Annotated in this window: 16 protein-coding genes; 7 read left to right on the top strand and 9 right to left on the bottom strand. The window is 75.0% G+C overall.

Translation table 11 applies throughout. The features are described from left to right. Positions 1–67: 67 nt before the first annotated feature. The 8 genes from hisI to IEY37_RS03950 all read right to left on the bottom strand — a co-directional run bounded on the left by hisI (position 68) and on the right by IEY37_RS03950 (position 6,518). Complete coding sequence (gene hisI / locus IEY37_RS03985; protein WP_188940258.1) at positions 68–439, bottom strand: phosphoribosyl-AMP cyclohydrolase; 372 nt, start codon at positions 437–439, stop codon at positions 68–70. Continuing rightward, a complete protein-coding gene (gene hisF, locus IEY37_RS03980) occupies positions 436–1,230 on the bottom strand; it encodes an imidazole glycerol phosphate synthase subunit HisF (protein WP_188940257.1) in 795 nt (264 codons plus the stop codon). Before hisF ends, hisI begins: the two co-directional genes overlap by 4 nt. 95 nt (positions 1,231–1,325) lie before the next feature. Then, positions 1,326–2,258 carry a hypothetical protein gene (locus IEY37_RS03975; protein ID WP_188940256.1) on the bottom strand — a complete coding sequence of 311 codons (933 nt, stop codon included), beginning with the start codon at positions 2,256–2,258 and terminating at the stop codon, positions 1,326–1,328. Positions 2,259–2,361: 103 nt separating this feature from the next. Beyond that, complete coding sequence (locus IEY37_RS03970; protein WP_229673794.1) at positions 2,362–2,778, bottom strand: RidA family protein; 417 nt, start codon at positions 2,776–2,778, stop codon at positions 2,362–2,364. After that, positions 2,775–3,494 (bottom strand): bifunctional 1-(5-phosphoribosyl)-5-((5-phosphoribosylamino)methylideneamino)imidazole-4-carboxamide isomerase/phosphoribosylanthranilate isomerase PriA, encoded by a 720-nt coding sequence (priA, locus tag IEY37_RS03965; protein ID WP_188940255.1) that lies wholly within the window; start codon positions 3,492–3,494, stop codon positions 2,775–2,777. Before priA ends, IEY37_RS03970 begins: the two co-directional genes overlap by 4 nt. Positions 3,495–3,682: 188 nt before the next feature. Continuing rightward, a complete protein-coding gene (locus IEY37_RS22455; RefSeq protein WP_268237962.1) occupies positions 3,683–4,891 on the bottom strand; it encodes a THUMP-like domain-containing protein in 1,209 nt (402 codons plus the stop codon). After that, a complete protein-coding gene (locus IEY37_RS03955; RefSeq protein ID WP_188940254.1) occupies positions 4,888–5,667 on the bottom strand; it encodes an enoyl-CoA hydratase/isomerase family protein in 780 nt (259 codons plus the stop codon). Before IEY37_RS03955 ends, IEY37_RS22455 begins: the two co-directional genes overlap by 4 nt. After that, positions 5,667–6,518 carry an ABC transporter ATP-binding protein gene (locus IEY37_RS03950; protein ID WP_188940253.1) on the bottom strand — a complete coding sequence of 284 codons (852 nt, stop codon included), beginning with the start codon at positions 6,516–6,518 and terminating at the stop codon, positions 5,667–5,669. The genes IEY37_RS03955 and IEY37_RS03950 overlap by 1 nt, the downstream gene beginning before the upstream one ends. A gap of 139 nt (positions 6,519–6,657) precedes the next feature. Here IEY37_RS03950 and glgX point away from each other — a divergent pair, with 139 nt between their 5' ends. Continuing rightward, on the top strand, positions 6,658–8,847 hold the full coding sequence (gene glgX / locus IEY37_RS03945) for a glycogen debranching protein GlgX (protein ID WP_188940252.1): 2,190 nt from the start codon (positions 6,658–6,660) through the stop codon (positions 8,845–8,847). 17 nt (positions 8,848–8,864) lie between these two features. Here the strand turns inward: glgX and glgP are convergent, their stop codons facing one another. Then, a complete protein-coding gene (glgP, locus tag IEY37_RS03940) occupies positions 8,865–11,453 on the bottom strand; it encodes an alpha-glucan family phosphorylase (protein ID WP_188940251.1) in 2,589 nt (862 codons plus the stop codon). A 257-nt stretch (positions 11,454–11,710) separates the two neighbouring features. Here glgP and IEY37_RS03935 point away from each other — a divergent pair, with 257 nt between their 5' ends. The 6 genes from IEY37_RS03935 (at position 11,711) to IEY37_RS03910 (ending at position 25,194) form a co-directional block, all read left to right on the top strand. Further along, on the top strand, positions 11,711–13,735 hold the full coding sequence (locus tag IEY37_RS03935) for an alpha-1,4-glucan--maltose-1-phosphate maltosyltransferase (RefSeq protein WP_229673792.1): 2,025 nt from the start codon (positions 11,711–11,713) through the stop codon (positions 13,733–13,735). A gap of 111 nt (positions 13,736–13,846) precedes the next feature. After that, positions 13,847–15,658: a maltose alpha-D-glucosyltransferase gene (gene treS, locus IEY37_RS03930; RefSeq protein WP_188940250.1), complete on the top strand. Its 1,812-nt coding sequence runs from the start codon at positions 13,847–13,849 to the stop codon at positions 15,656–15,658. A gap of 4 nt (positions 15,659–15,662) precedes the next feature. After that, complete coding sequence (locus IEY37_RS03925) at positions 15,663–17,237, top strand: maltokinase N-terminal cap-like domain-containing protein (RefSeq protein ID WP_229673790.1); 1,575 nt, start codon at positions 15,663–15,665, stop codon at positions 17,235–17,237. 389 nt (positions 17,238–17,626) lie between these two features. Next, positions 17,627–19,849 (top strand): 1,4-alpha-glucan branching protein GlgB, encoded by a 2,223-nt coding sequence (gene glgB / locus IEY37_RS03920; protein ID WP_373298263.1) that lies wholly within the window; start codon positions 17,627–17,629, stop codon positions 19,847–19,849. A 106-nt stretch (positions 19,850–19,955) separates the two neighbouring features. Further along, positions 19,956–21,254, top strand: coding sequence for a hypothetical protein (locus IEY37_RS03915; RefSeq protein ID WP_188940249.1), 1,299 nt, complete (start codon positions 19,956–19,958; stop codon positions 21,252–21,254). Positions 21,255–21,450: 196 nt separating this feature from the next. Continuing rightward, entirely contained in the window at positions 21,451–25,194 is a 3,744-nt protein-coding gene (locus tag IEY37_RS03910) for an ATP-binding protein (protein ID WP_188940248.1), read from the top strand. Positions 25,195–25,203: the final 9 nt, after the last annotated feature.

The raw sequence follows: 25,203 nt of genomic DNA, 5'->3' as shown, positions 1-25,203 counted from the left end.
CGACAGCGCAGGACGGGTGACGGTTGACCGGTTAGTTCGGGATTCCCGTGTCCGACGTGCAGCGATATCAGCTCCCGGACGTCGACAATCGGCGGCTCGCCCCGGGCTCGTCGTCGAAGCAGCTGCGGGTGCCGGTGTGGCAGGCCGGACCGGTCTGGTCGACCAGCACGAGCAGGGCGTCGCCGTCGCAGTCGTGCCGCACCTCGACCACGCGCTGCACGTGCCCGGACGTCTCGCCCTTGACCCAGTAGCTCCGGCGGGACCGCGACCAGTAGGTCGCTCGTCCGGTGGTCAGCGTCCGGCGCAGCGCCTCGGCGTCCATCCACGCGACCATCAGCACCTCGCGGGTGTCGAACTGCTGGGCCACCGCGCAGACCAGCCCCTGCGCGTCGAACCGCAGCCCGTCCGGCGCGGCCGCGGTCACCGGGTCGGCGGTCACGACGCGGCCACCGTGGACCGGCGGACCGGGTGGCCGGCCGCCGCCAGCTCGCGCTTGACCGCGTCGATGCGGAAGGTCCCGAAGTGGAACACCGAGGCGGCCAGCACCGCGTCGGCGCCGGCCGCGACGGCCTCCGGGAAGTGGCCGAGGGCGCCGGCGCCGCCCGAGGCGATCAGCGGGATGCCGACGGCCGCGCGGATCGCGGCGAGCATGGCCAAGTCGAACCCGGCGCGGGTGCCGTCCGCGTCCATCGAGGTGAGCAGCATCTCGCCGGCACCGGCGTCCTCGGCGCGCCTGGCCCAGTCGACCGCGTCGATGCCGGTGCCCCGCCGGCCGCCGTGCGTGGTGACCTCGTACCCGCTCGGGCAACCGTCACCCGGCTCCGGCACCCGGCGGGCGTCGATGGCCAGCACGACGCACTGCGACCCGAACCGCCGGGCCGCCTCGCCCAGGAATTCGGGACGGGCGACCGCCGCCGAGTTCACCGACACCTTGTCCGCGCCGGCGCGCAGCAGCCCGTCGACGTCGTCGACCGTGCGGACGCCACCGCCGACTGTCAGCGGGATGAACACCTGCTCGGCGGTGCGGCGGATCATGTCGTACGCCGACGCCCGGTTGTCCGAGGTGGCGGTGATGTCCAGGAAGGTGAGCTCGTCGGCGCCCTCGGCGTCGTACAGGCGGGCCAGCTCCACCGGATCCCCGGCGTCCACCAGGTCCACGAAGTTCACGCCCTTGACGACCCGGCCCTCCGAGACGTCCAGACACGGGATCACCCGCACGGCCACGGTCACGCCACCCAGTCTAGGTGCGGGCCCGGACGGTCCCGGCGGGCCGCGACCGGCGGGCGGTCCCCGGCGGACGGCCGCCTCGCGGACCGGCCCGGCGGTCAGCCGGTCCAGGGCAGCGGCGCGGCGCCCAGGCCGGCCAGGGTGCGGCCCAGCGGCCGGCCGGCCGCGGACTGCACCACGCACCCCGCCCGGCCCTGCTGGTCGGCGGCCGTGGGCGGTCCCTCGATCGGCCGCCCGGAGCGGTCGTAGTGCTCGACGCGGACGGCGACCCGCAGCGCGCCACCCGCCGCCGGATCCGGCATCCGGGTCGCCGCGGCGACCAGCCCCCGGCACGCGGTCTCCAGCCGGCGCAGGGCGGCGGCGTCGGCCGCCGCGGCCACCGGCGCCACACCGAAGATCTCGACCGTGTGCCGGCCGGAGCACGGCACGCTGCTGCGCCACAACGGGAAGACCTGCAGCGTGCAGGTCGCCCAGGAGGCGGGCAGCACGCCGCCGTCGAAGGCCCCGGCCGCCGAGCCGGGATAGCGGTGGGCGCCGGCGGGCAGCAGCACGCAGGCCCGCCACCGTTGGCCGGCGGCCCGCTGCCGGGCGTCGGGTCCGGCACCCTGCGCAGCGCCGACGCCGACCGGCGCCCAGGGGCTGAACCGGGACCGTCCCGAGCTGGGCTCGGTCAGCCCCAGGTACGCCTGCGCCGGGGCCCCGCAGGACCGGAAGTCGGCGGTGGGTGGGGCGAAGTAGTCCAGCGGCGTGAAGGCGTCCGGCCGCTCGAGGACCGACGTGACCTCGCCGTCGTGCGCGAACCGGCAGTCGATCGGGTGCACGGCCGGGATCTGGATGACCCCCGCACCGGTGCGGCGGATCTCGACCGGGTCGTTCCGGTCGACGGTGACGCACTGGCCGACCGCCGGAGCCGGGGCGACCGGGGCGATGGCGGCCGAACCGCCGATCCACCGGCCACCAGCGGCCGGCAGCCCCGCGGCCGCCAGCACGGCGACGGCGACGACCACCCACCCGGCCCTGCGCCGATCCACGGCCGGACAGTAGCGCCGGCGCACGAGAGGAGGAAGGCCCCCGCGGAGCGTGGGCCGGCGGCGCGTCCGGCACGCTGCCCTGCTCGCGACGACCGGGCGACGCTCAGGCCCAGGCGGTCAGTTCGACCTCGACGCGCATCCCGGGGTCCAGCAGCGCGGCCACGACGACCATCGTGGCGGCCGGCCGGACGTCACCGAACACCTCGGCGTGCACGTCGCCCACCGCCTCGGCGTCGGCAGGGTCGACGACGTACATCCGCGACCCGACGACCCGCTCGGCGGTGATGCCCACCGCGGCCAGCGCGGCCAGCGCCGTCCGGAACGCGACCCGCGCCTGCCCGGCGGCGTCCCCGGGATGGCGCAGCATGCCGTCCACCACGGCGGTGCAGCCGGCCGTGACCGCCAGCGGCCCGCTGCGCACCACCCGGCTGTAGCCGAACCGGTCCTCCCAGGGTCCGCCGGAGGCGTGCCGCAGCACGGGCGGCGGCACCTCGCCGGGATCGCCCGCCGGACCGGTCACCGGACCGCTGCGAGGGCTTCTGGGAGGGTGAACGCCCCGGCGTACAGGGCCTTGCCCACGATGGCTCCCTCCACGCCGTCGCCCGCCAGGCCGGCCAGCGCGACGAGGTCCGCCAGCGACGAGACGCCGCCGGAGGCCACCACCGGCGCGGAGGTGGCGCGGCACACCTCGCGGAGCAGGTCCAGGTTCGGCCCCTGCAGGGTGCCGTCCTTGGTGACGTCGGTGACGACGTAGCGGGCGCAGCCCTGGCCGTCCAGCCGGGCCAGCACCTCCCACAGGTCACCGCCGTCCTGCGTCCAGCCACGGGCCGCCAGCGTTCGGCCACGGACGTCGAGCCCGACGGCCACCCGGTCGCCGTACCGGGCGATCGCGCCGGCGCACCACTCCGGCTGCTCGAGCGCGGCGGTGCCGATGTTCACCCGGGCGCAGCCGGTGGCCAGTGCCGCCTCGAGCGAGGCGTCGTCCCGGATGCCGCCGGACAGTTCGACCCGGACGTCCAGCGCGCCCACCACCTCGGCCAGCAGCGCCGCGTTCGAGCCCCGGCCGAACGCCGCGTCCAGGTCCACCAGGTGGATCCACTCGGCGCCGTCCCGCTGCCAGGCCAGCGCGGCGTCCAGCGGTGCGCCGTAGGTGGTCTCGGTGCCGGCGCGGCCCTGTACCAGGCGGACGGCCTGGCCGTCGGCGACGTCTACGGCGGGGAGCAGTTCGAAGGCCACGAGCGCTCACCCTACGGCCGGGTACCGACACCCTGGGACGGGCGGCGACGCCCCCGGTGCGGACCGGTGCGGACCGGTGCGGACCGGTGCCGACCGGTGCCGACCGGCGCCGACCGGCGCCGACCGGCGCCGAACGGTGCCGAACGGTGTCGACCCGTGCGCCGACCCGTCCGGCCCGTGCTGCGTCCTCAGCTGCGCTCGGCCCGGCACCAGAAGGCCTGCGGCCGGTCCCCCACCCTGGCCACCACCAGGGTCGCCGCCACGGCGGTGTCGTGCGGGCGGAGCGCGGGACGCAACCGGCGGCGCAGCTCGTCGGGCACCACGGACGTGCCGCGCTGCAGGATCTCGAGCGTGCCGGCGCCGTCCCGGCGGATCCAGCCGGCGACCACCGCGGGCCGCAGCGGGGCGTGGTCCAGCACCCGGAAGGCCCGGACGCCGGGGGGCGGCCGGTCACCGGTCAGGTAGGCCAGGTGGGGGTCGAGCAGGTGCAGGCCGTGCCGGGCGGCGTAGTGGGTGACGAGGCCGGCCCGGACGACGGCCCCGTCCGGGTCGACGATCCAGCGGCCGACCGGCCCGGTCCCGCGGTCCTCGGGGTCGTCGGAGCTGATCTCCCAGCCGGGCGCCCCGGTGCGCAGCACGGTGGCCCGCCGGGACGGTCCGGCGAGCTCGGGCGGCCACAGCACGGCCTCCCGGACGTCGCCGTCCAGCGACACCAGTTCGGCCTCGCCGGGCCGGGCGAGGGCCACGTGGTCGACTCCCGGCGGCATCCGCAGCACCGGCGGCCGGTGGGCGTGCACCCGGTCCAGCTCGTGCGGCGACGGCTGCAGGTCGGCCGGTCCGACCCGGCGGCCACCCTGGTCGCGGCGGGCCGGGTCGGCGTAGCCGAGCAGCCCGCGGGACGTGCGGGTCAGGGCATCGGCGACGAACACCCGGGCCGACCGCGCCGCGTCGCCGAGGTTGTGGGCGGCCATGGCGACCCGGACCGGGTCCAGGTCGGAGCCCACGGCCACCGGCACCGCGCCGGACAGCGCCGCCAGGTCCGCCCCGATCGAGCACGTCAGGTCGTGCACCGCGGTCCCGGCCGCGGCGAACCGACCGGCCCGGTGCCGGGCGACCGCCGCCGGCGTGCCCTGCTGCAGCGCCGCCTCGGTCAGCAGCCAACCGGCGGCCTCGGGGCCGAACTTGGCGGTGGCGCGACGGCGCAGCCGGACGGTCTCCGCCGCGGCCGCCGCCAGGTCGCCGCAGCTGCGGCGCAGCCGGGCCAGGTCGCCGAGCAGCGACCGGTCGTCCAGCACCAGCTCGCCGGCGGCGGCGAGCGCGTCCCGTCCCGGGGCCGACCGCAGCGCGGCGACCTCGGCGGCGGTGAACCGGTGCCCCAGCCGGGGCGGTCCGTTCACCGGCCGGTGAAGGTCGCCCTGCCGGGCCCGTCCCGCAGGAACGAGGCCATGCCGGCCTTCTGGTCCGCGGTGCCGAACAGCTCGGCGAACCGGCGGCCCTCCAGCGCCAGACCCGAGGCCAGGTCCAGCTCGACGCCGCGGTCGACGACCTCCTTGGCCGCCGCCAGCGCCGCGGTCGGTCCCGCGGCCAGCCGCTCGGCCAGGGCGAACGCCTCCGCGTAGACCGAGTCGGCCGGCACCGCCCTGGTCACCAGCCCGATCGCCGCGGCTTCCGAGCCGGTCACCGGCCGGCCGGTGAAGATCAGCTCCTTGGCGCGCGCGGTGCCGACCAGCCGGGCCAGCCGCTGCGTGCCGCCGGCTCCCGGGATGACGCCCAGGGTGATCTCCGGCAGCCCGATCCGCGCGTCCGCGGCGGCGATCCGCAGGTCGGCGGCCAGCGCCAGCTCGCAGCCGCCGCCGAGGGCGTACCCGGAGATCCCGGCGACGACCGGCACCGGCAGAGCGGCGACGGCCTCGATCGACCGGGTCAGGCCGGCGCCGAATTCGACGACGACATCGGGCTCCAGATCTGCCATCTCGCGGATGTCGGCACCGGCGGCGAAGGCCCGCTCGCCACCCCAGAGCAGGACCGAGCGGACGGCAGGGTCGTCGCGCGCCTCCTGCGCCGCGGCCAGCAGGTCGCCGTGCATCTCGCGGTTCAAGGCGTTCACCGGCGGCCGGTCGAGCCGCAGGATGCCCACCGCACCCTGGCGTTCCAGCCGGACCGTGCCCGTCATCAGCGGCCCCCCGCGGCGGGCACGGCCGGCGGCGCGCCGGCTGCCCGGGCCCAGTACCGGCCACCGTCGGCGCTCAGCGCGAGCCGCAGGCCGAACGTCCGGGACAGCGCCTCCTCGGTCAGCGTGGCGCCGATCGGGCCGGCCGCGACGACGCGTCCGGCCCGCAGCAGCAGCACGTGCGTGAAGCCGGCGGGGATCTCCTCGACGTGGTGGGTCACCAGCACCGTGGCCGGGCTGGCCGGGTCGCGGGCCAGCGTGGTGAGCCGGTACAGCAGGTCCTCGCGGCCGCCGAGGTCCAGGCCCGCCGCCGGCTCGTCGAGCAGCAACAGCTCGGGGTCCGTCATCAGCGCCCTGGCGGCCAGCGCCCGTTTGCGCTCGCCCTCGGACAGGGTCCCCCAGCTGCGGTCGGCCAGCCGACGGATGCCCATGGCGTCCAGCAGCTCCCCGGCGCGCTGCAGGTCGACCGGGTCGTAGGCCTCCCGCCACCGGCCGACCACGCCGTATCCGGCGGACACCACGACGTCGGCGACCCGCTCGGTCGCCGGGACCCGTCCGGCCAGCGCCGCGGACGACAGGCCGATCCGCGGGCGGAGCTCCGCGAGGTTCACCGCGCCCAGCCGCTCGCCCAGCACGTGCGCCCGCCCGGAGGTCGGGTGCAGGTTGCCGGAGGCGATCTGCAGCAGGGTGGTCTTGCCGGCGCCGTTCGGGCCCAGCACGATCCAGTGCTCGCCCGTCTGCACGTGCCAGGCGATCCGGTCCAGCAGCACGGAGGTGCCCCGGCGGACCGTCACGTCCAGGAGGTGCACCACGGACGTCGGGAGCGGCCGGATGGACATCGTCACGCGGGTCATTGTGGCCTACCGGTCCGCGGCGCCCGACGGGCGCGGCGGTCGCCGGACCGGTCGACACCCGCCGGGCGGGCCGGCCGGCGGCGCGTCGAGCGGCGCTCCGACTGGCCGGGCATGATCGCGACACGGGAGAATCCCCGCCATGCCCGCCGAGCCGACTCCCGACCTGCAGGCACGGCCGCGCCCCGCCGGGGCACCCGGGGCCGCGGGAACCGGCCCCCGCCGGGGCGGCAGCGTGTTCCCCGGCCGGCCCTACCCCGTGGGCGCCACCTGGACCGGCGACGGCACCAACTTCTCGGTGTACGCCGACGGCACCTCCGCGGTCGAGCTGTGCCTGGTCGACGCCGGCGGCGCGGAACTGCGGCTGCCGATGGAGGAACGCACCTACGGGCTGTGGCACAGCTTCGTGCCGGGCATCGGCCCCGGGCAGCGCTACGGGTACCGGGTCGCCGACCGGGACCCGGCCAAGATCCTGCTCGACCCGTACGCCCGGCGCATCGACACCACCTCCTACGACGTGTCCGTGGTGTCGGCACCGGGGGTCGACTCGCTGGGCAGGTCGCCGCTGGGCATGGTGGTGGAGCCGGTGCGGTCGACGTCCGAGCGCCCCCGCGTGCCGTGGGAGCACACCGTGGTCTACGAGGCGCACGTCGTCGGCGCGACCCGCCAGCACCCCGGCATCCCCCCGGCGCTGCGCGGCACCTACGCCGGCCTGGCACACCCGGCGATGGTCGAGCACCTGGTGCGGCTCGGGGTGACCTCGGTGGAGCTGCTGCCGGTGCACGCCCACGCCGACGAGCCCGGGCTGCTGCTCACCGGCCGCGAGAACTACTGGGGCTACTCGACGCTCGGCTTCTTCGCGCCGCATCCGGGCTACGCCAGCCGGTCCGGGGCGGAACTGGCCGAGTTCGTCGAGATGGTGGACACCCTGCACGCCGCCGGGCTCGAGGTGCTGCTCGACGTCGTCTACAACCACACCTGCGAGGGCGGCACGGACCCCAGCGTGCCGCTGTCCTGGCGCGGCCTGGCTCCCGACGTCTACTACGTGCCCGGGCGCGACATCACCGGCACCGGGAACACCGTGGACCCGGCGTCGGTGGCCGTCATCCGGATGGTCACCGACTCGCTGCGGTACTGGGCGGACGACCTGGGCGTCGACGGGTTCCGGTTCGACCTGGCGTCCGTCCTGGGCCGGCCGCACGCCGACGGCTTCGACCCGGCCTCGGCCCTGCTGTCAGCCATCGCGCAGGACCCGGTGCTGGTCGACCGCAAGCTGATCGCCGAGCCCTGGGACGCGACCGGGGAGGGCTACGCCGTCGGCCGGTTCGGGACCTGGTGGTCGGAGTGGAACGACCACTTCCGGGACACCGTCCGGGACTTCTGGCGCGGCGCGGCGGGGGTGCGCGACCTCGGGTACCGGCTGTCCGGGTCGGCCGACCTGTACGGCGGGGACCGCCGGCCGTGGGCCTCGGTCAACTTCGTCACCGCCCACGACGGTTTCACCCTGCGGGACCTGGTGTCCTACCAGCACAAGCACAACGAGGCCAACGGCGAGGACGGCCGGGACGGGACGGACAACAACCGGTCGGCCAACTACGGCGTCGAGGGCGACACCGACGACCCCGCGGTGCTGGCGGTGCGGCTCCGGCAGGTGCGGAACCTGGCCGCCACGCTGCTGCTGTCCACCGGCACCCCGATGATCTGCGGCGGCGACGAGATCGGCCGCACCCAGGGCGGCAACAACAACGCCTACTGCCAGGACAACCCGGTGAGCTGGACGGACTGGTCCGGGGTCGTCGACACGTCCGGCGCGCCGGTCACCGGGAGCCCCGAGGCGGACCTGCTGGCGTTCTTCTCCCGCACGCTGTCGATCCGCAAGGACAGCCCCGCGCTGCACCAGGGCGAGTTCTTCGAGGGCCGGTCGCCGTCGACCGGTGACGGCATCCCGGACCTGGTCTGGTTCAACCCCGACGGCGAGCAGATGTCGCTGGACGACTGGTTCGACGGCGGCCGCCGCACGCTGCAGATGTGGGTGGACGGCCGGGACGTCCGCGGGCACAGCCCGGACGGCTCGCCGGTGTCGGACGACTCGTGGTTGCTGCTGCTGCACTCCGGCGAGAACTCCGTGGAGGTCACGCTTCCCGGCGAGCCGTACGGGCTGGCGTACACGCCGGTGCTGGACACCGCCACGGCCACCGGCGAACCGGCCGACGCCACCCCGCTGGGCGCGGCGGTGTCGGTGACGGTGCCCGGACGGACGGTGTGGTTGCTGCGCGCCACGCGTGACGAGCCCGTGCCCACCCCGGATCAGCCGGCCGACGCAGCCGGCTGACCCGCGGCGGGACCTCGTCAGGCGGTGGTGACCAGGCCGAGCTCGGCGGGCGAGGCCAGCAGCGGGTGCCGCGGCAGCACCCGCACGGTGTACCCGACCGGACCGGAGCGCTCCAGCGGCAGCTGCGCCTCGTAGCGATAGCCGTCCCCGTTGCCCACGTACTCCATCGGCACCGTGGTGACCTCGTGCAGCTGCTCGCCGTCGTCCACCCGGCCGGTGACGGTCTGCACCTCGACGTCCTCCGGCGCGAGCCCGCCCAGGTCGACCGAGGCGCGCACCGAGAGCACGTTGCCCATCGACGGTTCGGAGCCGATGCCGGAGGTGTCGACGCTGACCACCCGGATCCGCGGCCACGCGTCCCGGACGGTGTCCTTCCACGCCGCGAGCTCCTTCGCGACCTGCAGGTCCGTGCCGATGGCCCGATGGAAGGTGGCGGCCGGTGCGTAGTACTGCGTGACGTAGTCGCGGACCATCCGGGTGGCCTGCACCCGGGGCCCCAGGTAGGACAGCGTGTGCCGGACGGTGTCGACCCAGCCGTCGGGCCGGTCGTCCTGGCCCCGCTGGTAGAACAGCGGCGCCACGCGGTTCTCGAGCAGGTTGTACAGCGCCGTCGCCTCGAGGTCGTCCCGGCGGTGCTCGTCGGTGATGCCGTCGGCGCTGGGGATCGACCAGCCGTCGTGGCCGTCGAACAGCTCGTCCCACCAACCGTCGGAGATCGACAGGTTCAGCGCGCCGTTCAGCGCGGCCTTCATCCCGGAGGTGCCCGAGGCCTCCTGCGGCCGGATCGGGTTGTTGAGCCAGACGTCCGCGCCGGCACAGAGGATCGCCGCCATGCCCATGTCGTAGTCCGGCAGGTAGGCGATGCGGTGCCGGATCTCGTTGTCGTCGGCGAACCGCACCATCTCCTGCATGAAGCGCTTGCCGTACTCGTCGGCCGGGTGGGCCTTCCCGGCGATGACGATCTGCACCGGGCGCTCCGGGTGCAGCAGGATGCGCTTGAGCCGGGCCGGGTCACGCAGCATCAGGGTGAGCCGCTTGTACGTCGAGACCCGGCGCGCGAAGCCGACGGTCAGGACGTCCGGGTCGAGGATCGACTCGGTCCAGGCCAGCTCGGGGGCGGAACTGCCGCGCAGCAGCCAGGAGTCGCGGACGGCCTTGCGCGCCATGACGACCAGCCGGCGACGCAGCGTCTGGCGCAGCTCCCACAGCCGCTGGTTGCTCACCCGGTCACCGTCCGGCCAGTCCTCGGCCGACGCCAGGTCCCGCCAGCCGGCCATGTCCCCGGCCACGCTGTACATCTCGCGCGCCGCCCAGGTCGGCAGGTGCACGCCGTTGGTCACCGACCCGATCGGCACCTCCTCGGCGTCGAAACCCGGGTACAGGCCGGCGAACATCTGCCGCGACACCACGCCGTGCAGCTTGGCGACGCCGTTGGCGCGCTGGGCCAGCCGCAGGCCCATGTGCGCCATGTTGAACCGGGCCGGATCGTCCTCCGCGCCGAACGCGAGGATCTCGTCGACGCGCAGACCGGGCGCCAACCGGCTCATCCCGGTCTCGTCGCCGTCCAGGTAGTGGCGGACGAGGTCGATCGGGAACCGGTCGATCCCGGCCGGGACCGGCGTGTGCGTGGTGAAGACGGTGCCGGCCCGGACGGCGGTGACCGCCTCGGTCGGGGTGACCGCCTGGTCGGCGATCAGCGAGGCAATGCGCTCCAGACCCAGGAAGCCGGCGTGTCCCTCGTTCATGTGGAACACCTCGGGCCGCGGGTGCCCGGTGATGTCGCAGTAGGCGTTGACCGCGCGGACGCCGCCCACCCCCAGCAGCAGCTCCTGCTTGATCCGGTGGTCCTGGTCGCCGCCGTACAGCCGGTCGGTGGTCGACCGCAGCTCGTCGTCGTTGGCCTCGATGTCGGCGTCGAGCAGCAGCAGCGGCACCCGGCCGACCCTGGCCTGCCAGATGCGTGCGGACAGCCGGCGGCCGCCCGGCATCGGCAGCGAGATCACGGCCTGCTCGCCGTCCGGCCCGGTGAGCCGGTCGATCGGCAGGCCCTGCGGGTCGTGCGCCAGGTAGTGCTCCTGCTGCCAGCCGTCGGCGGACAGCGACTGCCAGAAGTAGCCGAAGCGGTAGAGCAGGCCGACGCCGATGATCGGCACCCCGAGGTCCGACGCGGACTTGAGATGGTCGCCGGCCAGGATGCCCAGGCCGCCGGAGTAGTTCGGCAGCACCTCGGACACGCCGAACTCCATGGAGAAGTAGGCGATCGACTGCGGCAGCACCGTCCCGTCCGCCTTGGCCTCCGCCTCGGCGAGCTGCCCCTGGTACCAGCGCGGCTCGGTCAGGTAGGCGTCAAGGTCGGCCGCCAGGGCGTGCATGCGGTCCAGGAAGGGCCGGTCGGTGGCCAGCTGCTGCAGCCGGGCCACGGAGACCGCGCCGAGGAGCTTGAGCGGGTCACCCTCGAAGCGCTCCCACAGGTCGCGGTCGATGTCCGCGAACAGGTCCTGGCTCGCCGGGTGCCAGGACCACCGCAGGTTGCGGATCAACGCGCCGAGCGGTTCGAGCGGCCCTGGCAGCTGAGGTCGGACGGTGAACCGTCGGAGTGCCTTCACGGACGACCAATCTAGCCGGTGGAGCCCTCCCGGACGGCGTTCCTCCGACAAACCGCCGACACCGGACCTGCCGTGCCCCACCGCAGGCAGGATCGATTCAGATCGTGAGGCCGACCGCGTGTCGCACCACCCGGATGCCCGGCCGGCCGCCACCGTCGCGAACCGTCCAGCTGGACCTCACGGTGACGGTCCCGGGACGCTCCGGGGACCGCGGGCCGCCGCTGCGTGGCCCATGGGTGCCCGGTAGGTTCGTCCGGGTGGCGGGACGCATAGGACTGACGAACGTGACCCCGAGCGTCGAGGGCGGACGCTATCCGGCCCGCTCCGTGGTGGGCGCCGTGATCGAGGTCGGCGCGACGGTGTTCCGCGAGGGGCACGACGCCGTGGCGGCCAACGTGGTGTGGCGCCCGCCGGCCGAGCCGGCGGCGGACGGCAAGCGGCGCGCGGCCCCGCGGGACACCGGCCCGCTGCTGCGCATGGTGCCGGGCATCCCCGGGACCGACCGCTTCACCGCCCAGGTCACGCCCGACCGGCAGGGCATGTGGAGCCTGGTCGTCGAGGCCTGGAGCGACCCTCTCGGCACCTGGCGGCACGCCGTGGTGGCCAAGGCGGCGGCCCACCAGTCCGGCGAGGAGATGGCCAACGACCTGGAGACCGGCGCCCGGCTGCTGGAGCGGATCGCCCGCCGGCCCGGACAGCAGCACGCCGGATCCATCCGCGCCGCGGTGGCCGCGCTGCGCGACGCCGACCTGCCGGTCGCCGAGCGGATCGGCCCGGCCCTGTCGGGCAGCCTGTGGCCAGTGCTCGTGGCCGACCCGATCCGCGAGCTCATCACCCGCTCGCCCGCCTACCAGGTCTGGGTCGACCGGCCGCTGGCCGAGTTCGGTTCCTGGTACGAGTTCTTCCCCCGGTCGGCGGGCGCGGAGGTGGACGCAGAGGGCCTGCCGCTCCGGCACGGCACCTTCGCGGACGCGCAGCGGGAGCTGCCGCGGGTGGCCGCCATGGGGTTCGACGTCGTCTACCTCCCGCCGATCCACCCGATCGGCCGGGTGAACCGCAAGGGACGCAACAACCCCGCCGAACCCGGGGGCACCGTCCATCCCGACCCGCGGGACGTCGGCTCGCCGTGGGCCATCGGCGCCGAGGAGGGTGGCCACGACGCGGTCCACCCGGAGCTGGGCACGCTCGAGGACTTCGACGCCTTCGTCGCCGAGGCCGAGCGGCTGGGGCTGACCGTGGCGCTGGACCTGGCCCTGCAGTGCGCGCCGGACCACCCGTGGGTGGCCGAGCACCCGGAGTGGTTCACCACCCGGCCGGATGGGTCGATCGCGTACGCGGAGAACCCGCCGAAGAAGTACCAGGACATCTACCCGCTCAACTTCGACAACGACCCGGTCGGGCTGTACGCCGAGGTGCTGCGGGTGGTGAACCACTGGATCTCGCACGGCGTCACCGTGTTCCGCGTCGACAACCCGCACACCAAGCCGATCAACTTCTGGGAGTGGCTGATCGCGCAGGTGCACGCGGCGCGCCCGGAGATCGTCTTCCTGGCCGAGGCCTTCACCAAGCCGGCGATGATGCACGAACTGGCCAAGGTCGGGTTCACGCAGTCGTACACCTACTTCACCTGGCGGACCGCCAAGCAGGAGCTCGTCGACTACGGCGTCGAGCTGGTCGAGGCGGCGCACTACATGCGGCCGAACTTCTTCGTCAACACGCCGGACATCCTGCACGCGTCGCTCCAGTACGGCGGCCGTGCGATGTTCGCGATCCGCGCGGTCCTGGCGGCCACCATGGTCCCGACGTGGGGCGTGTACTCGGGCTACGAGCTGTTCGAGCACGAGGCCGTGCGGCCGGGCAGCGAGGAGTACCTGCACTCGGAGAAGTACCAGCTGCGCCCGCGCGACTACCAGGGCGCGCTGGAGCGCGGGGACTCGCTCGAACCCCTGATCACCCGGCTGAACCAGATCCGTCGCGAGCACCCCGCGCTCCAGCAGCTGCAGGGACTGTGGTTCCACGGCATCGGCAACGACGACCTGCTCTGCTACTCGCGCCACGACGACCGTACGGGCGACACCGTGATCGTCGTGGTGTGCCTGCGCTCCGAGGGTCAGCACTGGGGCGAGACGGACCTGACCATGCCGGCGCTCGGGATGGACTGGAACGACCGCTTCGACGTGGTCGACGAGCTGTCCGGCGAGGTCTACCACTGGGGCGGCCGGAACATGGTCATGCTGGAACCGCAGTACCGCTCCGCGCACATCCTGCACGTCCGGCGCTGAGCCGGACCGATCCGCGACCGCAGCACGACCCTCCACCGCCACGCCGCCCGGCCGCACCGTCGCGACGGGTCCGGCGGGCGTCCGACCACCTCGCACGCCTAGAGGAACGACATGACCGACACGCTGGGACGGCCCCGGTCGACGGCCGACAGCCGGCTGCCCACCCCGCACTACGCACCGGCCGCGTCCGGCACCGCGGAAGAGCCGTCCGCGGAGCAGTTCCGCCCGGCGCGGACGCTGCCGACCGACGGCGACTGGTACAAGCGCGCGGTCTTCTACGAGGTGCTGGTCCGCGCGTTCGCCGACTCCAACGGCGACGGCACCGGCGATCTGCGCGGCCTGATCGACCGGCTCGACTACCTGCAGTGGCTGGGCGTGGACTGCCTCTGGCTGCCGCCGTTCTACGACTCGCCGCTGCGCGACGGCGGGTACGACATCCGCGACTACCGCAAGGTGCTGCCCGAGTTCGGGACGGTGCAGGACTTCGCCGACCTGGTGGACGCGGCGCACGCCCGGGGGATCCGGGTGATCACCGACTTCGTCATGAACCACACCAGCGACACGCACTACTGGTTCCAGGAGTCGCGCTCCAACCCGGACGGACCGTACGGCGACTTCTACACCTGGGCGGACGACGACTCCGGGTTCCCCGACGCCCGCATCATCTTCGTCGACACCGAGCCCAGCAACTGGACGTTCGACCCGGTGCGCAAGCAGTACTACTGGCACCGCTTCTTCTCCCACCAGCCGGACCTGAACTTCGACTGCCCGGCCGTGGGCGACGCCATGCTCGACGCCATGCGGTTCTGGCTGGACCTGGGCATCGACGGGTTCCGCCTGGACGCCGTGCCCTACCTCTACGTGCGGGAAGGCACCAACGGCGAGAACCTGCCGGAGACCCACGAGTTCCTGCGTCGGTGCCGGGCGGTCGTCGAGGAGGAGTACCCGGGGCGCATCCTGCTGGCGGAGGCCAACCAGTGGCCGGCCGACGTCGTCGACTACTACGGCGATCCCGCCAAGGGCGGCGACGAGTGCCACATGTGCTTCCACTTCCCGTTGATGCCGCGCATCTTCATGGGCGCCCGGCGGGAGTCCCGGTTCCCGATCTCCGAGATCCTCGCCCAGACACCGCCGATCCCCGAATCGGGGCAGTGGGGCATCTTCCTGCGCAACCATGACGAGCTCACCCTCGAGATGGTCAGCGACGAGGACCGCGACTACATGTGGGCGGAGTACGCGCGGGACCCGCGGATGAAGGCCAACATCGGCATCCGCCGGCGGCTGGCACCGCTGCTGGACAACGACCGCAACCTGCTCGAGCTGTTCACCGCCATGCTGCTGTCGCTGCCCGGGTCGCCGTGCCTGTACTACGGCGACGAGATCGGCATGGGTGACAACATCTGGCTCGGCGACCGGGACGGCGTCCGCACCCCGATGCAGTGGTCGCCCGACCGGAACGCCGGCTTCTCCCGGAGCGATCCGGCGCGGCTCTACCTGCCGGCGATCATGGACCCGGTCTACGGCTACCAGACGGTGAACGTCGAGGCCCAGTTGAACACCTCGGCATCGCTGCTGCACTGGACCCGCCGGATGATCGAGATCCGCAAGCAGCACCCGGCTTTCGCGCTCGGCGAGTTCATCGACCTGGGCGGGTCGAACCCGACGGTGCTGTCCTACCTGCGGCGCCACACCGGACCGGACGGCCGGACCCAGACCGCGCTGTGCGTGAACAACCTGTCCCGATTCCCCCAGCCCGTCGAGCTGGACCTGCGGGAGTACCAGGAGTGCGTGCCGATCGAGCTGACCGGTGGCACCCCGTTCCCGCGGATCGGCGAGCTGCCGTACCTGCTGACCCTGCCAGGGCACGGCTTCTACTGGTTCGACGTGACCCCGGCCGCGCCGCGGGGTCCGGAAGGGGCGTAGCCCGATGACCACACCGGAGAACACCCCCGCCGCCGGGCCGCCCGGCGACGGGCGACGACCCGTGCCGCCGCCGACGGAGGGTGTCGGCGGCGAGAGCGACGACACCCGCGGCGCCGGGGACACGGCCGCCGACAGCGGTGCCGCGGGAGGCGCCTCCGCCACGCCGGGCACCGGCGGCGGTGACGACCGGGCCGGCGCCTCTGACGAGGTCCTGGTCGAGCTGCTGACGGGCTGGATGCCGGCGCAGCGCTGGTTCTCGGGCAAGGGACGCACCCTCGGGCCCGTCGAGGTCCTCTCGCGCACGCCGGTGGCCGTGGTGCGCGGCGACGCGGTCATCGACCACGTCGTGGTCGCCGTCGACGCCGGGGGGCAGCGGCAGCGGTACCAGCTGTGGATCGGCTGGCACCCCTGGCTGCCGTCGATCCTGGACCACGCCCGGATCGGTTCGTCCGGCAACTGGACCGCCTACGACGGCCTGCAGGACGGCGAGGTCTCCGCGCTGCTGCTGGACGCGCTGGCCACCGACCGCACCGTCGGCGACCTCCGGTTCCGCCGCGAGCCGGACGCCGAGATCGACGCCACCGCGCCCGGTCTGGTGATCGGGGCCGAGCAGTCCAACACGTCGGTCATCTACGGCCAGAGTTCGATCCTGAAGATCTTCCGCCGCCTGGAGCCCGGGCCGAACCCGGACGCCGAGGTGCACCGGGCGCTGCACGCCGCCGGCAGCACGCACGTCGCGGCGCCGCTGGGCGAGATCACCGGGCCGGTCGAGGGTGTCGAGACGACGCTCGGTCTGCTGACGTCGTTCTTCGCCGGCAGCGCGGAGGGCTGGGCGATGGCCACCGCGAGCGTGCGCGACCTGATGGCCGAGGGCGACCTGCGCGCCGACGAGGTGGGCGGCGACTGGGCCTCGGAGTCCCGGCGGCTGGGCCGCGCCGTCGCCGAGGTGCACGCCGACCTGGCCGCCGCCTTCGGTACCGCCGAGCTCGGCCCCGAGGAACTGGCCGGGCTGACCGACACGATGATCGCCACGGCGGAGGACACGGCGGAGCACGTGCCGTCCATCGCGCAGGCCCTGGACCGGATCCGCGCGGCCTTCCGGGCGGCGGCCGGCGTCGGCGGCCCGGTGACCGTGCAGCGGATCCACGGCGACCTGCACCTGGGCCAGACGCTGCGGGTGCTCAACGGCTGGGCGATCATCGACTTCGAGGGCGAGCCGTCCAAGCCGCTGGACCACCGGAGGTCCCGGCACAGCCCGCTGCGGGACGTCGCCGGCATGCTGCGGTCCTTCGACTACGCCGCGCACCACTCGCTCGCCGGCGGCCCGTCCGACGCGCAGCACCTGTACCGGGCCACCGAGTGGGCGAATCGCAACCGGAACGCCTTCTGCGAGGGCTACGCGGCCGCATCGGGTGTCGACCCGCGCAGCTTCGGCCCGCTGCTCGGTGCGTTCGAACTCGACAAGGCGGTCTACGAGGTCGCCTACGAGCATGGCAACCGACCCGGTTGGGAACCCATCCCGCTGTTGGCGGTCAAGCGACTGACCGAGAGCGGACCCGTCTCTGGAGGTACATCGTGACCACCCCCCCGTCCCGCCGCCGGAAGGGCAGCGGCGCCACGCGCGGCGCCGCCCCGACCCCGGACAAGGGCGCGGCAGAGCCGGTCGCCGGCGTCGCGGGAGGCACCGACCCCGCGCAGGCCGCCGCACCCACCGCCGGCATCCCGGATCCCGCCACCGAGCGGCAGCGCTCCGGCGGCGGCCGACGTGCCGCGGACGACCCGGAGGGCGCCCCCGCGGCCGCCGACCCCGCCGGCAGCGACCCGGCCGCCGCGGCCGCACCGGCCCCCGGCACGCCGTCCGGCGACATCGCCACCGTCCCGGCGCCGGGTGGCGCCGAGCCGCCGAGCGCACCAGCCGTCGAGGTCGGGACGCCGGAGTCGGCGTCGGTGTCGGCGTCGGGGCCGGACATCCCGGAGGAGGAGCCGGCCCGCGGCTGGTCGCCGCCGCCCGGACCGGGCAACGACGTCTACGAGAAGGTGCTCGGCGGCGACACCGCGGATCCGCACGCGGTTCTCGGCATGCACCCGCAGTCGGACGGGTCGACGGTGGTGCGCACCCTGCGGCACCACGCCCGCGAGGTGACGCTGCTGACCGACGGGCACGAGCATCCGATGGTCAGTGTGTACGGCGGCATCTGGGCGGTCCAGGTCGACGGCGCGGTCGGCGACTACCGCATCCGGGTCAGCTACGGCACCGGTGACGACTCGGCGACCTATGTCGTCGACGACCCGTACCGGTGGCTGCCCACCCTCGGCGAGGTCGATCTGCACCTGATCGGCGAGGGACGCCACGAGTTCCTCTGGCAGGTGCTCGGCGCGCACGTGCGGACCTACGACACCCCCGGCGGCCCGGTCACCGGCACGTCGTTCGCGGTGTGGGCGCCCAACGCGCGCGGCGTCCGGGTCAGCGGCGACTTCGACCACTGGTCGGGTGCGGGCCAGCCCATGCGCTCGCTCGGCTCGTCGGGCGTCTGGGAGCTGTTCGTCCCCGGGGTGGGCGTCGGCACCCACTACAAGTTCCAGATCCTGGGCCAGGACCACGTCTGGCGGGAGAAGGCCGACCCGCTGGCCTTCGCCGCGGAGAACTACCCCAGCACCGCGTCCGTGGTCACCGCGAACACGCACCAGTGGGGCGACGAGGACTGGATGTCGGCCCGCACGCAGCGGGACCCGCTCGCCGAGCCCATGGCCATCTACGAGCTGCACGCCGGCTCGTGGCACAAGGGCATGCGCTACCGGGAGATGGCCGACGCGCTGATCGAGGAGCTCGCCGACACCGGGTTCACGCACGTCGAGTTCCTGCCGCTGGCCGGCCACCCGTTCGGCGGTTCGTGGGGCTACCAGGTCACGTCGTACTACGCCCCGGACCCGCGGCTGGGCTACCCGGACGACTTCCGGTACCTGGTCGACCGGCTGCACCAGGCCGGCATCGGCGTCATCCTGGACTGGGTGCCGGCGCACTTCCCCAAGGACGAGTGGGCGCTGGGCCGCTTCGACGGCACCGCGCTGTACGAGCACGCCGACCCGCGGCGCGGCGAGCAGCCGGACTGGGGGACGTTCGTCTTCGACTTCGGCCGGCGCGAGGTCCGCAACTTCCTCGTCGCCAACGCGCTGTACTGGCTCGAGGAGTTCCACCTGGACGGGCTGCGCGTGGACGCGGTCGCGTCGATGCTCTACCTGGACTACTCGCGCAAGGAGGGCGAGTGGCTGCCGAACCAGTACGGCGGCCGCGAGAACCTCGACGCCGTCTCGTTCCTGCAGGAGACGAACGCGACGGTCGGCAAGCGCGTGCCCGGCGCCGTCATGATCGCCGAGGAGTCGACCTCGTGGCCCGGGGTCACCCGACCCACCCACCTCGGCGGCCTCGGCTTCCACCTGAAGTGGAACATGGGCTGGATGCACGACACCCTCGAGTACATCTCGCGGGACCCGATCCACCGCTCCTGGCACCACAACGAGCTGACGTTCTCGATGGTGTACGCGTTCTCGGAGCAGTTCGTGCTGCCGATCTCGCACGACGAGGTCGTCTACGGCAAGGGATCGCTGTGGGGCAAGGTGCCCGGCGACGACTGGCGCAAGGCCGCCACCGTCCGGGCGTACCTGGCGTACATGTGGAGCCACCCGGGCAAGCAGCTGCTGTTCATGGGGCAGGAGCTGGGCAACCCGGCGGAGTGGAACGACGCGCAGTCCGTGCCGTGGGAGCTGCGGGAGCAGCCCCTGCACAACGGGATCCGCACCGCGGTCGGCGATCTCAACCGGATCTACCGGGCCAGCCCGGCGCTGTACTCGCAGGACTTCACGCCGGCCGGCTTCAACTGGATCGACGCCAACGACCGCGAGAACAACATGATCGCGTACCTGCGCTGGGGGTCGGACGGCTCGTCGCTGGCGTGCGTCGTGAACTTCTCGGCGGTGCCTCGCTCCGGGTACCGGATCGGCCTGCCGTTCAGCGGGGTGTGGCGCGAGGTGCTGAACACCGACTCGACGCAGTACGGCGGGTCGGGCGTGGGCAACATGGGCGCCGTGGTGGCGTCGGACCAGTCGTGGCACGGCCAGCCGGCGTCCGCGTCGATCACCGTGCCGCCGCTGGGGGCGCTCTGGCTCGTCCCCGAGTCCGCGGCTGACCACTGACCGCGGGCCCGGCCGGGCAGCGGGCAGGTCCGGCCGGCCCGCCGGGCGCCGCAGGTCCGCGCGGCGTCGGGACCGGTCCACGGTCCTGACGCTGGCGGCCGCGCTGGTGCTGGTCCTGCTCGTCACGGTCGCGACCGCGGCGGCGCAGGGTCCGGAGGCCGCGGCGGGCACGCCGGTCGCGGCGGCCCGGATCGACCCGGTGGCGGGCGGTGGTGCGGTCCGCGACGCCACCGCACCGGCACCGGGACCGGCCACCGACGGCGCGGTCGCCGGCGTGCTGGCGGACCTGGTCGAGTTCTGGCGGACCGGCGCGCCCGCCGCGCTCACCCGGCGGATGACGCCGCTGGCCGGTGGGGCGGTGGCCGTCGACTCCTCTGCCGCGCAGCTCGGGCCGGGCGGCGCGCCGTGCATCGGCGCCCCGGGCGACATCGCCGGCAACGCCTACTACTGCCCGTCCGCGGACGCCATCGTCTACGACTCGGCGGGCCTGGTGCCGGTCCTGCTGGGCCGGTACGGGGTCGCCGCGCTCGCCGCGTCGTTCGGACATGAGTACGGCCACGCCGTGCAGGCGCGGCTGGGTCCCACCGCCGCGCAGCGGTCTGCCCAACCGGCCCGCTACCCCGGGTTGCTCGTCGAGGCGCAGGGCGACTGCTACGCCGGCGCCTTCCTGGCCTGGGTGGTCGCCGGCCGGTCGGCGCACGTGCACCTGCCGCCGGAGTCGCTGCTGGTGGCAGTGGCGCCGCTGCTCGACTTCCGGGACGCGCCCACCGTCCGGCCCGACGCGCCGACCGCACACGGCCTGGCGATCGACCGGCTGCGGTCGGCTCTGGTCGGGCTGCGCCGCGGCGCAGCGGCCTGCCGAGCGCTGAACCGCGCCGCGCTGCACCCCGCGCTCGGCACGGCCGGCACCGTCGCCGACGGGGCCGCCCGGTTCCCCGACGCCGGCGCCGCGCTGGCCGCCGGCCGCCCCGGCATCCAGGCACTCGCCGCCCGGTGGTCCGCGGCGTCCGGCTCCGGGTCCACCACCGGCCCCAGGCCGTCGGGTGCGGCACCGACCGGGACGACCGGCGGCTCCGCGGCCGGGACGTCCGTCACCCCGGATCCCGCCGACCTGGCGGCGGCGGCACCCCTGGGGCAGTTCGCGGAGGCTGCGGCGCTGGCGCTCGCGGTGGGCCGCACGCTGCCCGGACGGGACGGGGCGCGGGCGTCCGACACCCTGCCCTCCTGCTTCGCCGGCGCCTGGACAGAGACGGTCTACGGCCACGCCCGGCCTGGGCAGCTCGGCAGCTGGGCAGGCGACGTCGACGAGGCGCTGGACCTGGTGCGCAGCCGGCCGGGCGCCCGCTTCGCGGACCTCGCCGCCTTCGCCGACGGCTACGACCGGGGACTCGCAGGCTGTTCCTGAGGCGGTCCCCGCGCTCGGCGCCCGCGGACGCTGCGCGGTGCGGCGCGAGCCGGGCGACGGGCCGACCGGGTGGTACGACGGTCATAGGCCTGCGGTTGGCCGGTCGTCGATGCCTCGCCCGCACACCGGACGGCGTCGTTGCGGCCGCCGCCCGGACGGACCAGGCCGGGCGGGCCGGTCCTCTACCCTTGGGCGCATGCCGGCCGCCGCCCTGGACTTCGGCGTCCTCGGCGCCGTCCGGGCCCTCCGCGACGGGCAACCGCTGGACCTGGGCGGCCCCCGCCAGCGGTCGGTCGTGGCCCGGCTGCTGATCGCCGAAGGCCGCGCGGTGTCCGCCGAGGTGCTGGTCGCCGACCTGTGGCGCTCGGACCTGCAGCCCCGGGCCATCGCGCTGCTGCAGGCGCACATCTCGCTGCTCCGCCGGGTCCTCGAACCGGACCGTGCACCCCGGTCGCCGGCCATCGTGCTGGTCACCGAACCGCCGGGCTATGCGCTGCGTGCCGGCGGCGCCGTCGACGCCGCCGACATGGCGGCCCTGACCGCCGACGGCGACAGGCTGCTGCCGGCCGACCCGGCCGCCGCGGCGGATCGGTACGCGGCGGCGGAGGCGCTCTGGCGGGGGCCGGCGTACGCCGACTTCGCCGACGAGGCGTGGGCGGCGACGGAACGCATCCGCCTCGAGGACCTGCGGCTGGCGCTCGTGGAGCGCCGGGCCACCGCCGAGCTGGCCGCGGGGCGGACACCGGACGCGGTGACCGCCCTCCGGGCGCACGTCACCGCGCACCCGTTGCGCGAGGAGGCCTGGCGGCTGCTGGCGCTGGGCCTGTACCGGTCGGGCCGGCAGGGCGACGCCCTGGGCGCCCTCCGCGAGGCCCGCGCCCGGCTCTCCGAGGACCTGGGCGTCGACCCGGGCCCCGAGCTGCGCCGGCTGGAACAGGACATTCTCGCCCACGCCGACCACCTGGTGCTCCGGACCGCCGCGGCGCCCGGGCCGGCTGGCGCACCCGGCTCCGGGAGCGGTTCGAGCCCCGCGAGCGCTGCCGGCCCCGCGAGCAGTCCCAGCCCCGCGAGCAGTTCGCGCCCCACCGGCTCGACGCCGGACGGTCCGTCCGACGCCGCTCTCTCGTCCCTGGTCGACACCGCACGTCCGGCTCGTGGCGGCGGGGCACCGCACCGCCCGACGCCGGGTGCCGAACCCACGGCGCCCGCGACGGATCCAGGCGACCCGGCAGCAGCGGCGTACCCCGCGGTCGGCGCGACCGCGGTCGGCGAAGCCACTCCGGCAATGGTCCGCGGGATCGCGCCGGCCACCGGCGACGGCACCGCACCGGCCGCCGGCCAGGCGTTCGGCCGGTCGGACGGCCTGGTGCCCCAGGTGCCTGTCACGCCACTGATCGGCCGCGCCGCCGAGGTCGCCGAGCTGTCATCCGCCGCCGACCGGGCACGGCGGGTCGGGCTGCAGGTCGCGGTCGTCGCGGGCGAGGCGGGCGGCGGGAAGACCGCACTGCTCGACCACCTGGCCGGCCGGCTGCGCTCGGACGGCTGGCGGGTCTGTGCCGTCCGCTGCCCGGAGACCGACGGCGCGCCGAGCGGCTGGCCGTGGATCGACGCCCTCCGCCGGCTCGCCGCGGACCTGCCGGACCGGCTCGGTCCGGACGCGGCGACGCTGGCCCCCTGGCTGACCGATGTGGCCGGCGACGGCGACGCCGTGGGCAGCCGGTTCCGGGTGCACCGGGCCGTCGCCGACTGGCTCGGCACGGTCGCCGGCGACCGGCCGTTGCTGGTGACGGTGGACGACCTGCACCGGGCCGACGACGAGACCGCTGCGATGACAGTGGATCTGGTCGAGACGCTGAGCTCCGCGCGGGTGCTGGTGGTGGCCGGGCACCGGCCGGAGCCGTCCCCCGGGCTGACCCGGACCCTCGCGGCGCTGGCCCGTCGCTCCCCCGCCCGGCTGGAGCTGGCCGGGCTGCGGCCGGACGCGGTGGACGCACTCGTCGACGAGTGGGCGCTGGTCGGCATCGACGCGACCACCCGCGCGGTCATCGCCGACCGCAGCGGCGGCAACCCGTTCTACGTCCGCGAGCTGGTGCGGCTGATCGCCTCCGGCCAGGACGTGGCGGCGGTGCCGGGCGGCGTGCGCGACGTGGTGCGGCAGCGGCTGGCGGTGCTGCCGGCCGAGACCGTCACCCTGCTGCGGGTCGCGGCCGTCGGCGGCCGCGAGATCGACACCGACGTGCTGCTCACCGCTGCGGCGGCCGGCGGCACGGCGCCCGACCTCGACGACGGGGCGGTGGACGCCCTCGAGCTGGCGCTGGTCAGCGGTCTGCTGGTGGAACCGGCGCCCGGCCGGGTCGGGTTCGGCCACGCCCTCGTCCGCGACACCCTGTACGACGACCTGTCCTCCGTGCGCCGCGCCCGCTGGCACGGGCGCATCGCCTCGGCACTGGAGGTGCTGCGGCCGGACGACGTCACCGCCCTCGCACACCACCACGAGTCGGCGGGGCCGTCGCACGCGGCTGCGACGGCGCGGTACGCCGCCGCCGCCGCCGACCTGGCCGAGCACCGCTGGGCCTACACGGATGCCGCCGACTGGTGGGCCCGGGCGGAGTCCGCCCGCCGCACGGCCGGACCCGACGACGTGGCCGGCGTGCTGCGGCTGCGTGCCCGGCAGATCCGCGCCGCGCAGCTCGCCGGCGACGTCGCGCGGTCGCGGAGCCTGCGGGAGGACATCCTCCCGGTCGCCGCCGCGACCGGCGACCACGAGCTGACCGCGGAGATCATCCTCGCCGCGGACGTGCCGACGATCTGGTCGCCCCGGTCCGTGCACCCGCAGGACCACTACCTGCTCGGGTTGACCCGCGCCACGGCGGACCGGCTCGCCGGACGGCCGGACCTGCGGGCCCGACTGCTGGCCGTGGTCGCCACCGAGCTGGAGGGCGACCCGGACGACGCCGGCTACCGCGCGGGTCTCGAGGCCCTCGAGGTCGCCCGGGCGCACGGCGACCCCACCGTCCTGGCCCACGCGCTGTACGGCCGGTACCTGCACACCTACCGCGACCTGGTCGACGGCATCGAGGAGCGACGGGCCGTCGGCGCGGAGCTGCTGGACCTCGCCCGGCGCCACGGCCTCGGCCAGTTCGAGGCGGCGGCGCAGCTGATCCTGCTGCAGGCCTGCTGCGCGCGGGCGGACTGGGCCGCCGCCGATGTCCACGCCGCCGACGCCGTCACCCTCGCCGAGCGGTACGGACTGCCGCTGCTGGCGGGCATCGGGCTCTGGTACCGCGGCCTGCGCCTGGCGCTCGCCGGCCGGTGGGCCGAGGCCGAGGCCGCCTACGACACGGCCAGCGCCGCGGTGAGCACCACCGGGTTCTACCGGCAGTCCGCGGAGCTGACGTGGTGGGTCTCGGTGTTCTGCCTGCGGCTGTCCGCCGGCCGGTACGCCGAGCTGCTGGACATGACCAGATCCGTGCTGGACGCCACGTCACCGGACCTGTCGGCCGAGACGGTGGAACTCCTCGCCGTGGCGCTGCTGGTCGACGGCCGGCCCGAGGAGGCCCGCGAGCTCCTCGACCGCAGCGGTCCCCCCTCCCCCGTCCGTGACGACTACTTCGGACCCGTCCGCTGGGCACTCCGGGCCATGGTCGGGCTGGGCCTGGACGACCGGGCCCGCGTCGACGCGTCCTACGCGGCACTGCTCCCGCACCGCGACACCGTCTGCGGAGCCTGGACCGCGTCCGTGGCCGTCGGTCCGACGGCGACCCTGCTCGCCCGGCTCGCCGCCCATCGCGGCGACGCGGCGGCTGCGGCCGAGCACCAGCAGGTCGCCGTCCGGGTGGCCGGATCGACCGGCAACGCCGACTGGCTTCGAGCGGCCCGGGCCGCCCTGGACGGCCCACTGTTCGAGGCACCTCGAGACGTCCCGGTGGGCGGGCACTGACAGCGGGAG

The organism is Nakamurella endophytica, assembly GCF_014646215.1.
GTDB classification, from domain to species: Bacteria; Actinomycetota; Actinomycetes; order Mycobacteriales; family Nakamurellaceae; genus Nakamurella; species Nakamurella endophytica.
Note: the sequence above shows the minus strand (reverse complement) of the source record. Positions and strands in the feature narration are given on the sequence as shown.

What these genes read in the sequence shown, in the direction of transcription:
- IEY37_RS03910 (WP_188940248.1), top strand. Translation starts at nt 21,451, where the DNA reads ATGCCGGCCGCCGCCCTGGACTTCGGCGTCCTCGGCGCCGTCCGGGCC.
- IEY37_RS03955 (WP_188940254.1), bottom strand. Translation starts at nt 5,667, where the DNA reads ATGACGGGCACGGTCCGGCTGGAACGCCAGGGTGCGGTGGGCATCCTG.
- treS (WP_188940250.1), top strand. Translation starts at nt 13,847, where the DNA reads ATGACCGACACGCTGGGACGGCCCCGGTCGACGGCCGACAGCCGGCTG.
- glgX (WP_188940252.1), top strand. Translation starts at nt 6,658, where the DNA reads ATGCCCGCCGAGCCGACTCCCGACCTGCAGGCACGGCCGCGCCCCGCC.
- IEY37_RS03950 (WP_188940253.1), bottom strand. Translation starts at nt 6,518, where the DNA reads ATGACCCGCGTGACGATGTCCATCCGGCCGCTCCCGACGTCCGTGGTG.
- IEY37_RS03925 (WP_229673790.1), top strand. Translation starts at nt 15,663, where the DNA reads ATGACCACACCGGAGAACACCCCCGCCGCCGGGCCGCCCGGCGACGGG.